The following is a 9,788-nucleotide window of genomic DNA, read 5'->3' on the forward strand; positions in this document are numbered from 1 at the left end:
GATGCCTTCTTCCTCACACAGACGGTTGATAAAGGCAAAGTCGCTTTCAAGATACTGGGTGACATACTCGCGGACGGTGTAGCTGCGGCTTTTTTGGAAACGGTAGTCAACACCGGAGAAGCCGTGGTGTTTGAAGACGGCGGCAACGATGTCGAGGACGGTTTGATGTTGGAACAGCCGGGAAGTTTGGAAATGTTTTAAAGCCGCGAAGCGCGGCTCTAAAACAAAGCGGTAAACGGTTTCATCCTTGGATACGGACAACTTCTCGCATGAGGTGATGATGCCCTGCCATTGCTTCGCCGGCGGGTCATCTGAAGCAGACCCGAATACCCCGGCTACTTCCGACAGTAAACCTTCTTGCGGACGAATCTCAAAGGCTGCGCGCTGGTTGAGGTAGGAAGACAGCGGCAGCGAGGAATCGGTGGAAGTGGCGGTGATTTCGACACGGTAGGCGGTATTGACCGCCTCGGATGCGCTGAAGGAGCGAACTGAAAGTGAAGGTGAGAAACGGGCGAAGGTAAGGTGGTAGGATTGGCGGGCGGTCATGACGGGATAATTTTAGAATGACAATGAATTTGGTATGTTAACTTGGATAATGCCTATGGTAAAGCAAATGGGATGAGTGGGGAAAAGGCCGTCTGAACGGTTGAAATAAGGGATAAAATACTATTTTACCCTGCCCTATTCCACCATTCAGGTGAAAAGTAGTAAATTAAGCAGCCACATTTCTCTTAAAACCATTGATTTTATACTAAAAATTGGAGTACTATTAACTTACTCTCCATAGTATCATTGATTCTCATTTGACATATAGGAACAATAAGCGGAATTTGTAGAAGAATAGGGAAAAGGAAATTAATTTATATTATGTTAAATTCATAATGCTAGTATTTTAGCCTATTAATCCTGTTTCTCTTGTTTGTACAATCACTTACAGAATTCAAAACAAAAAGGCCATCAGGTAACCTAGTCGAGTTACTTCCTGAATATGCGATGACTTACGATCCACTTTACAGCCGCCGTGGGCATTCGAATGTGTTTAAGCTGATTGTGGATGCGCTAAAAGTAAAAGCCGCCTGATAATTCAGACGGCTTTCTATGGCAAAGTGCGGTCAGATTTTAAGGCATTTTTGCAAATCCTCTTCAAAATCTGACCGCTTGTTTTATCCGACAAAAATAAACGCCAGAATCATCGTATTTAAAACGAAGAACCTTCCTGTTTCAAGAATTCCTCTTCTTCCGCTGTGCTGATTCTGCCGAGCACAGCATTGCGATGCGGGTAGCGACCGAAGCGGTCGATGATGGCTTTGTGTTGCTCTTCATGTATTAGTGCGTGAGGAGCATATCGAGCGAATAGCTCCAAAGCAAGAGTATGGATTTTACGGCTTTCGCTGTGCATGAGCGGCATCAGCATCATGTGCCGCCAGGCGTCAGGCAGGTCGGAGAAGCCTGGCTGTTTGGCGGCTTCTTGGGCAAGTACTTGCGCCATAGCGTCGCATGTGAAGGCTTGGGGGTTGTTGCGAAACAGGTTGCGTGAAAATTGGTCGAGCACGATGATTTCCGCTAGGCGGCCTTCAAAACTGGTGCGCCAGTCGTAGAGTTCGGCACGGGCCGCTTGTTGCCAGAGATCGACGAATCGGTCGCGAATAACTTGGTCAAACTCTTCGCTCTTAGCGAACCAAAAGGGACGATTAGCTTCGTTATACCAGAAGTTGAGTACGTTTTGTGGGGTCATAATTCTCTCGGTAAGTTTGGATAGAATGTCTATACACTATTTCACACTATTTATGTTTTGGCATTAATTTTTTCTACGAACACACAATCTTCATCCATTTGTACAATCACTTGCATAAAGGCCGTCTAAAATTTCATTTTAGACGGCCTTCTTTTTGTAACAGATATGGTTATAAAACCGGATAATCGGTATAACCATGCTCCCCGCCGCCGAACATCGTGGCGCGGTCTGGTGTGTTCAGTTCTGCACCCAGCTCAAAGCGGCGTGGCAGGTCGGGATTGGCCAGAAATGTCGAACCGTAGGCAATCAGGTCTGCAATGCCTTTTTCCAGTTCCGCCTCGCCTGTGTCGCGGGTGTAAGCCGTTCCCGCGATTAAAGTATGTTTGACGAGTTTACCGAAGCGTTCGATTTCGTCGTCCGCCGGATAATGCGGCAGCAGCGGGAACATAGGGCTGCGCTTCATCAGTTCGACAAAAGCAAAATCCAGTTTGTTTAACTCGTTGATTAAATAGGTGTACGTTGCAGATGGGTCATCGAACGCGATACCGGCGTAAGGGTGCAGCGGGCTGATTTTGATGCCGACTTTGCCGCCGCCCACCGCGTCAATCAGCGCGCGCATGACGTCCAACGTGAAACGTGCTTTGTTTTCGATGCTGCCGCCGTATTCATCTGTCCGCAGATTGGCGGAATCGGATAAAAACTGCTGCGGCAGGTAGCCGTTGGCGGCGTGCAGTTCCACACCGTCAAATCCTGCGGCAATGGCGTTTTTGGCCGCTTGCACATAATCGTCTATGGTTTGGCGGATGTCGGCAGCGGTCATTTCGCGCGGAATTTCAAAGTCTTTTGCGCCCTGTGATGTGAAATGCTGCATGCCTTCAATTTTGATGGCAGACGGCGCAACAGGCAGCGCGCCGTTTCTGTCCACCGAGTGCGCGACGCGGCCGGTATGCCATAGCTGGGCGAAAATCACGCCGCCTTGGGCATGTACCGCATCGGTTACTTTTTTCCAGCTTTCCACCTGTGCGGCGGTGTACAGGCCGGGTGTGAACGGGCTGCCGACCGCATCGGCGGAAATATTGATGGCTTCGGACAAAATCAGTCCGGCGGACGCACGCTGCGCGTAATATTCGGCCATCAAATCGGTTGCCATACCATCTGAAAAGCTGCGGCTGCGGGTCATAGCCGCCATCACCATGCGGTTTTTCAGTTCAAGGTTGCCGAGTTTGAACGGGGTAAGCAGTTTCATAATGTTTGTCCTTTGCTGTTGTGTTGTTGATGGAACGTATTGTAGAGAAAATTATTTTTCGAATAAATATAGTTTATTGGATAATACTTATCCATTTTTGACTATAATAGGTTACCTGAAATCAGCAATGGACAACTATCAATGGATTATTTAAACGAAATGGCGTTATTTGCCGAAGTGGCGGAAGCCAAGGGATTTAGCAAAGCAGCCGCGAAACTGGGGATGCCGCAATCAACGTTATCACGCAGAGTCGGCGAATTGGAAAAGCAGCTGGGTTTACAGCTTTTGAACCGCACGACCCGGCGGGTTGAGCTGACCGAAGCCGGTAGGCGTTATTTCGAGCGGGTCAAGCCTATTATGGAGGAAGCGCGACGGATTCATGACGAGCTAAGCGGGATGCTGGTGCGTCCGTACGGCGTGCTGCGTGTGTCGCTCCCCGTTGATTTTTCTTATGAATTTCTTGCACCCCTACTCCCTGATTTTGCCGCACAATACCCTGAAATCAAGCTGGAAATGGATGTTACGCCGCGTAAAGTCAATTTGATTGGTGAGCCGTTCGATTTGGTCATCAGGACGGGCGAACAGCCGGATTCCGGCTATATTGCGACAGTTCTCATGCACGCCGAACGCTATCTCTACGCTTCGCCAAGTTATCTAGCTAAACACGGCGAACCGCAAACCCCATATGATTTGTGTGCTGCCGATTGTCTGCGTTTTCAGACGGCCTCTAGCTGGACATTGGTAAACACAATGGATGAAACAGTGCAAACCACTGCCGAATCGCACTATGCGGTAAATAGCATCGGCATGCTCGCCCGTATGGCGGTTCACGGCTTGGGCGTAGCCTTTATACCGGCGATGGCAGCAGAAAAATACGAAACAGAAGGCCGTCTGAAAAGGATACTACCTGACTGGCACGGTCAAAGCGTCCCCGTTTACGCCCTGACCGCCACTCGACTCCTGCCGGCAAAAACGAAGTGTTTTATTGAGTTTTTGCGCAGCAGAATGAAGGCTACCTGAAAAATAAAAAGCAGCCTGCACTTGTCGCTTGCTGTAACCGCATGATATTCCTAAACTATCCTTTCCCCCACTCTTAAAGCAACGCCCATGAAATCCAAACTATCGGCGCTTACTATCTCCGCCCTTCTCGCCGCATGCTCCGCCGTTCCGCATCAAAACGAACAGGCAAAAGCCCTGCTGGACGAAGGCATCGCCCTGTATCAGAAGCATGATTACCGACACGCCAAACGCTATTTTGAGCAGGCGCAGCAGGCGGGGCATATGAAAGCGCCGCGTTATCTGGGTCTGATGTATCTGAACGGCGAAGGCGTCGCCCAAAATGCGCAAACCGCTTTCGCCTACTTCACGCAGGCAGCCGAAGCGGGCGCCATCACGGGGCAATACTGGCTGGGCTATTGTTACGAAAACGGCATTGGCACGGCAAAAGACATGACCCAAGCCGTGCGCTGGTATCAAAAATCCGCAGCACGCGGCGACCATGTTTCCCAACCTGCCATTGACGCGCTGAACCGCTTGGGCGTAAAAACAAATTAACCGTTTCCCGCCGAACCCTTATCCGCCATTTTTCTCAAGCCACAGGTATGAATTTCGGTGAGTGGCTCACCACAGAGCGGCTATGGTAGGTACAGGATTTGTTGGAAAATACGGATTTACCGATACGAACAAAGCGGCTTCGGCAGCGCGGCAAACCTACGTTTGCAGTTCAAAGCCAAGTTTAAAATCAATCCGAATGCCTGGCGGAAAGTATTTGGCAGATAGATCGCGTTAGTCAATCCAAAATACCTGAGTACAGGCTGCTTTGGAGGTCGTCTGAAAACCCAAAAAGCAGCCTATACTTTTCAGACGGCCTCAACAGGTAAACCCTTCCCACCCTTACCCACACCAATAATTTCCATCTAATTTTCCCCACATAATGCGAAAAGCCTGCCGCAACCGTCCGCTGGCGGAAGCTCAAACGAAGCGTAAACGATATTTGTCGAAGACCCGTTATGTGGTCGAACAAAGCTTCGGTACGTTACACCGTAAATTCCGCTATACGCGGGCAGCCTATTTTGGTCTGCTCAAAGTGAGTGCGCAAAGCCATCTGAAGGCGATGTGTTTGAACCTGTTGAAAGTCGCCAACAGGCTAAGTGCGCCTGTTGCCTCCTAAAAGGCGGCCCGGGTGCCTGATTATCGGGTGTCCGGGGAGGATTAAGGGGGTATTTGAGTAGAATCAGTGGATATTTGAAACAAAAACAGCCGAAAACCTGTGTTTAGGTTTCGACTGTCGGGGGAAAAGGAATTTTGCAAAGGTCTCAGTCTATACATCTGTGCAAAGCAAACTGCAATCGGCGCTAGCTGGACGCTCTTGCTCTTATCTTATAAACAGCGTTTGTGATCCCTATTTGAAAAACGGTCGATTGGTGGAACTCTTCCCTGAAATTGAAAAGCAAAAATGGCAGCTTTATTTATATCGACCATATCAAACGATTGTTGCCGAGCGAGTGGTGTGGGTGTATAACAAGTTGAAGGAGATTTTGTTGTCGAAAATGGTTTAGGCATAAAACATGGCGAGATGATCTCGCCATGTTTTTATCACGATTGCTTATCCACAATCGATTTTAACATCGTATAAGATTGGGCTTGTTTTTGTTCATCAAAAATATAGCTCCCCGCCCTATTTCATTACACCTGCTATCAGTGATAGAGTGACCGTCTGCAAGTTGAAGGTACTTGGTATCGTACTAGGCTCCCTGCTCTCTACCCTATTCCACTAACCAATAATTAAGTGGTAGAGTTACAGCAAGATTAAGCTGCCAAATTTCTCTTAAAACCTATTGATTTTATACTAAAAATTGGAGTACTATACGGAATCTTTTAAGATTAACTAATAGTTAACAAACAGGAATAAACAACGGCGATTGTTAGGTATAGGGAAAAACTACATAATTTATATTATGTTAAATTCATAATACTAGTATTTTAGCCTGCTAAGTCCTGTTTCTTCTAGTTGTACAATCACTTACAGAATTCAAATATAAAAAGACCATCTGAAATTTTTCAGACGGCCTTTTTGTTTATATCCCCCAGCCCTTTCTCAACAAATCCCTTGTCGTTAAAATCTCCGGTTCTTTCATTTGCCTTACAATATCAAAATTAATAAATAAATCTGCCTTACGAATTGCATCCAATGTCTTGCTGTCGCTGATAAAAGGATACGGCGCAAAGGTGAACATCTCATTTTCTGCCAGCGGACCCCATAATTCGACGCAGCGTTGAAAAAGCGGATTGCCATCATTGTCTTGTGTATCCAACTCTTCGTATCTATTTGATCCTATAAAAATATCGATAACCTCATCAGCTCTTCCATCCCGGATCCAATCACTGAAATGAATATCTCTTTTGAGTATCCACCCCCATAGACTACTAATCTCATATTCGTTCCCTAATTCACTGTTCCATACAAACAGATCCCCAAATCCTGAACGGGCAATCACATAATGGGAGTTCTTTTTCAACTCATCTTCCGGCAACCATTCTGCCAGAATGTCCTCGTAGTCTTCCGGATTGGTCAGCCAAAATATTCCGTCCTTAAATCCGCAGAAACCAAATTCCTGCCAATATTCCAGTAAACGGTCAGGTAATTTACCGCGATATTTGGCCAAGGTTTCAGCTGAAACCGGCGTGGAAGCAAATGGCATTCCGAAATTTTCAAAAAAATATTCTGAGTCTTCGGTATGTTTGAATATATTCATATGTTTACTCCTTCTATGTTGGACAACGGCTAAATTCAGCATTCATATTGGCATTTCCCCCATGCTTTTTCTTCATTTCATTGGCGTAATCATCCAGCTGCTTAGCCATATAAACAAAACAACCGTTATTGGAAAAGGCCGTCTGAAAGGTTTTTCAGACGAACCTTTTATCAAATGCCCCAGCCTTTTCTCAACAAATCCCTTGTTGTTAAAATCTCCGGTTCTTTCATTTGCCGTACAATGTCAAAATTAATGAATAAATCTGCCTTGCGAATTGCATCCAGCGTCATACTGCCGCTGATAAAAGGATACGGCGCAAAGGTGAACATCTCATTTTCTGCCAGCGGACCCCATAATTCGACACAGCGTTGAAAGAGCGGATTGCCATCATTGTCTTGCGTATCCAACTTATTATATTCCTGAAAACCGAAGAAACCATCAATCACTTCTCCGTCCCTCCCGTCCCGAATCCAATCGCTGAAATCAGTATCCCTTTTAAATATCCACCCCCTAATTGGATCAAGCTCATATTGGGTTCCTAAATTGCTGTTCCATACAAACAGCTCCCCAAATCCTGAACGGGCAATCACATAATGTTTTTTCTTTTTCAACTCATCTTCCGGCAACCATTCTGCCAGAATGTCCTCGTAGTCTTCCGGATTGGTCAGCCAAAATATTCCGTCCTTAAATCCGCAGAAACCAAATTCCTGCCAATATTCCAGTAAACGGTCAGGTAATTTACCGCGATATTTGGCCAAGGTTTCAGCTGAAACCGGCGTGGAAGCAAATGGCATTCCAAATTCTTCAAGAAAAATTTCTGATCCTTCGGTTTGTTTGAATAGATTCATATGTTTACTCCTTTTATGTCGGACAACGGTTAAATTCTGCATTCATATTGGCATTTCCACCATACTTTGTTTTCATTTCATTGGCGTAATCATCAAGCTGCTTCAAGCGGGTTCTGTAGTCTCCGGCCTCCCTACTATCCGGAGCTTTTTGATTCCAGTTTCCGCCAATAGATCGATTGATATCGCCACGGCCTAAACGACCAGTGTCATCTTTACCTCCGACAATCATATCAGGATTATGAAGTGCATCCAGCTCTTTCATAATTGCCTTGGTCCTTTCATTGGCAAGTGTTTTGGCTTCTCTTTGGGACTTCCCCTGTTTTTGATATGATTCGCTGAGAGATGTCGATATCTTATTCTGATAACTATTTCTTGTAGCCGCTTGAGACACTCCCGCTCCACGTCCATTATTTTTATAAGCTTCCCTTCCTGCCAGATATTCATCAATCGTTAGGCCATTTAAACCTTTTTCCTGGTCTTTTAATTGACGGTAATACTCCTTCTCGAATTTCTGATATTCCTGATCACCTTTACGTTTTGCCTGTTCGATTTTTTTCTTGCCAGGTTTGAAACAGCCGATTTTACGTTTATCTGCCCTTCTTACCACTGTTAGCGGCTTATTATTTCCAAGTTGCACGGGCGTATTTTTGTTGACTTTTGCAACCTGCATTTTGGAAGGGCTATGTAAACTATCTGCAATATGATTTAAAACTCTTCCGGTATCTGCAAAGGCTGGGACTAAATGCCTCGGTGCAATATCTAGCCAGTTTTGTGAACTATTCAATAGCCCTACTAATTTTTTCTTAATATCATCTGGCATTAAATGACTATATGAATTCAGGACATCTGCTAAGTCTTTATTTAGCTCCCGCCATTTTTTCAAGATCGGATCAAGTTTTAATCCAGCTGCTTGCCGACGACAAAAATCTGCAGTTTTTTATAAACATCATCAATATTTTTCCGCCCAACAACTTTCACAAACTTTTCATTATTCATCAGTTGCCTGATAGGTTCGATGCTTGATTTGACAGCCTGTGGGAGATTATTCAGTCCAAAACGACGAATTTGTTTGAGAACAATCTTCATGACAGGCTTGGCTAAATCTCCTCCTACTGGAACACATCCGATAAGAGTTAATGCCAATTCCATCCATTTATAAGTTTGTTCTTCGCTGTTTTTACTTTGCTGATTTAATGAATAAATACAGGCTAATAAATCCCGTATATCTATTACTACACCCAAAATTGGAACAAAGCTAAGCATAGCATCAGCAACAATTTGATCCGCTCGCATATTTTGATTCCAACCGCCTTGGAGTGTTCCCCATATCCAATCAATTGAATCTGCAGTAACTTCTCTAATCCATTTGGTACCTTGTGAAACGGCATCTGCAAAATGATTATAAGCTTCCTTATAAAAGGTGTTGACTTTCTCCCACCATGATTGGTTACTCACTTCAATTCTCCTTTAACTTGTACCAAAAAGTCCTGAAGTTTTTCTTGCTTCGGTTTAAGCGGGTCTTCATCCATAACGAGTTTTACGATATCTGATGGTGGATTACTTATTTCATAAAAACCATTTTTATCGGTCGTACCTTTTATTATTTCCCCTGTTTCAAAATAAGCCTTGTATTTCACAAATGGTATAGGCTGTTTGTTACCATCCAGATACTGAAATGCCAGCCAGGTTGAGGCTTTTTGATTTATATTCGGTATAAAATGATTAATCTGATTGGTCCCATTCACCACCAACGGCGCCCTCACCCTTACCACCTTCGGACTTCCGATCTCCACTTCCCCATTGCTCAGTTTGATATACGCCCCCTTGCAGGTAATCAGAATCTCTTCCTTCGCAGCAATGGTGATTTTCCCTGCGCTGCTGGTTAACGTTGCATCCTTTAAGGCATTCAGCTGCAATTCGTCATTCTGTGCCTGCACTTCCACTTTGCCCTGATTGGCCTGCACTTTGATACCGCTGCTTTGCGCAAACAGGTTGAGACTCTCTGCCGCATGGGCGGTCAGGCTTTGGCCGGCGGTAATGTCGGTATGGTTGCCGCTGACGAGATGGATGTTTTCACCGGCGGTGTGCAGTTGGCTTTGCTCGGTTGCGGTAGCGATACCGGCCGGGGCGGTTTGGATTAAACCTGCCTCTTTCAGGTCTTTAAGGGCGTCTTTCAGACGGCCCCTTTGGGTTTCTTCATCGGT

The 9,788-nt window shown here is 45.5% G+C and carries 10 protein-coding genes and 1 pseudogene; 3 read left to right on the top strand and 8 right to left on the bottom strand.

Features of this window, described 5'->3' with window-relative positions; genetic code table 11:
* The 3 genes from HMPREF3022_RS06685 to HMPREF3022_RS06695 all read right to left on the bottom strand — a co-directional run.
* The coding region (locus HMPREF3022_RS06685; RefSeq protein ID WP_283119058.1) for a contractile injection system protein, VgrG/Pvc8 family at nt 1-546 on the bottom strand (546 nt) is incomplete at its 3' end.
* Between the two features lie 652 nt (nt 547-1,198).
* The gene (locus HMPREF3022_RS06690; RefSeq protein WP_070765338.1) at nt 1,199-1,735 is read right to left on the bottom strand and encodes a DUF924 family protein; all 537 of its coding nucleotides are present in this window, start codon (nt 1,733-1,735) and stop codon (nt 1,199-1,201) included.
* A 169-nt stretch (nt 1,736-1,904) separates the two neighbouring features.
* A complete protein-coding gene (locus HMPREF3022_RS06695) occupies nt 1,905-2,981 on the bottom strand; it encodes an alkene reductase (RefSeq protein ID WP_070765339.1) in 1,077 nt (358 codons plus the stop codon).
* A 141-nt stretch (nt 2,982-3,122) separates the two neighbouring features.
* Here HMPREF3022_RS06695 and HMPREF3022_RS06700 point away from each other — a divergent pair, with 141 nt between their 5' ends.
* The 3 genes and pseudogenes from HMPREF3022_RS06700 to HMPREF3022_RS06710 all read left to right on the top strand — a co-directional run.
* Nucleotides 3,123-4,001, top strand: coding sequence for a LysR family transcriptional regulator (locus tag HMPREF3022_RS06700; RefSeq protein WP_070765340.1), 879 nt, complete (start codon nt 3,123-3,125; stop codon nt 3,999-4,001).
* A gap of 87 nt (nt 4,002-4,088) precedes the next feature.
* Complete coding sequence (locus tag HMPREF3022_RS06705; RefSeq protein ID WP_070765341.1) at nt 4,089-4,535, top strand: tetratricopeptide repeat protein; 447 nt, start codon at nt 4,089-4,091, stop codon at nt 4,533-4,535.
* A gap of 376 nt (nt 4,536-4,911) precedes the next feature.
* A pseudogene (locus HMPREF3022_RS06710) lies at nt 4,912-5,151 on the top strand (transposase); the annotation flags it as partial.
* Between the two features lie 907 nt (nt 5,152-6,058).
* Here HMPREF3022_RS06710 and HMPREF3022_RS06715 read toward each other — a convergent pair.
* The 5 genes from HMPREF3022_RS06715 to HMPREF3022_RS11900 form a co-directional block, all read right to left on the bottom strand.
* On the bottom strand, nt 6,059-6,736 hold the full coding sequence (locus HMPREF3022_RS06715; RefSeq protein ID WP_070765343.1) for a GAD-like domain-containing protein: 678 nt from the start codon (nt 6,734-6,736) through the stop codon (nt 6,059-6,061).
* Nucleotides 6,737-6,906: 170 nt separating this feature from the next.
* Nucleotides 6,907-7,584 carry a GAD-like domain-containing protein gene (locus HMPREF3022_RS06720; protein ID WP_070765344.1) on the bottom strand — a complete coding sequence of 226 codons (678 nt, stop codon included), beginning with the start codon at nt 7,582-7,584 and terminating at the stop codon, nt 6,907-6,909.
* Nucleotides 7,585-7,597: 13 nt separating this feature from the next.
* Nucleotides 7,598-8,467, bottom strand: coding sequence for a polymorphic toxin type 15 domain-containing protein (locus HMPREF3022_RS06725; RefSeq protein ID WP_141756506.1), 870 nt, complete (start codon nt 8,465-8,467; stop codon nt 7,598-7,600).
* 14 nt (nt 8,468-8,481) lie between these two features.
* A complete protein-coding gene (locus HMPREF3022_RS06730) occupies nt 8,482-9,039 on the bottom strand; it encodes a hypothetical protein (protein ID WP_070765346.1) in 558 nt (185 codons plus the stop codon).
* The coding region (locus tag HMPREF3022_RS11900; protein WP_283119059.1) for a DUF2345 domain-containing protein at nt 9,036-9,788 on the bottom strand (753 nt) is incomplete at its 5' end. The genes HMPREF3022_RS06730 and HMPREF3022_RS11900, both read right to left, overlap by 4 nt.

It is taken from the genome of Neisseria sp. HMSC065C04, from assembly GCF_001815375.1.
Taxonomy (GTDB): domain Bacteria; phylum Pseudomonadota; class Gammaproteobacteria; order Burkholderiales; family Neisseriaceae; genus Neisseria; species Neisseria flavescens_D.

Bases quoted from the DNA above. Each gene is read 5' to 3' on its own strand.
- HMPREF3022_RS06690 (WP_070765338.1), bottom strand. From the start codon at position 1,735: ATGACCCCACAAAACGTACTCAACTTCTGGTATAACGAAGCTAATCGT.
- HMPREF3022_RS06695 (WP_070765339.1), bottom strand. From the start codon at position 2,981: ATGAAACTGCTTACCCCGTTCAAACTCGGCAACCTTGAACTGAAAAAC.
- HMPREF3022_RS06700 (WP_070765340.1), top strand. From the start codon at position 3,123: ATGGATTATTTAAACGAAATGGCGTTATTTGCCGAAGTGGCGGAAGCC.
- HMPREF3022_RS06705 (WP_070765341.1), top strand. From the start codon at position 4,089: ATGAAATCCAAACTATCGGCGCTTACTATCTCCGCCCTTCTCGCCGCA.
- HMPREF3022_RS06715 (WP_070765343.1), bottom strand. From the start codon at position 6,736: ATGAATATATTCAAACATACCGAAGACTCAGAATATTTTTTTGAAAAT.
- HMPREF3022_RS06720 (WP_070765344.1), bottom strand. From the start codon at position 7,584: ATGAATCTATTCAAACAAACCGAAGGATCAGAAATTTTTCTTGAAGAA.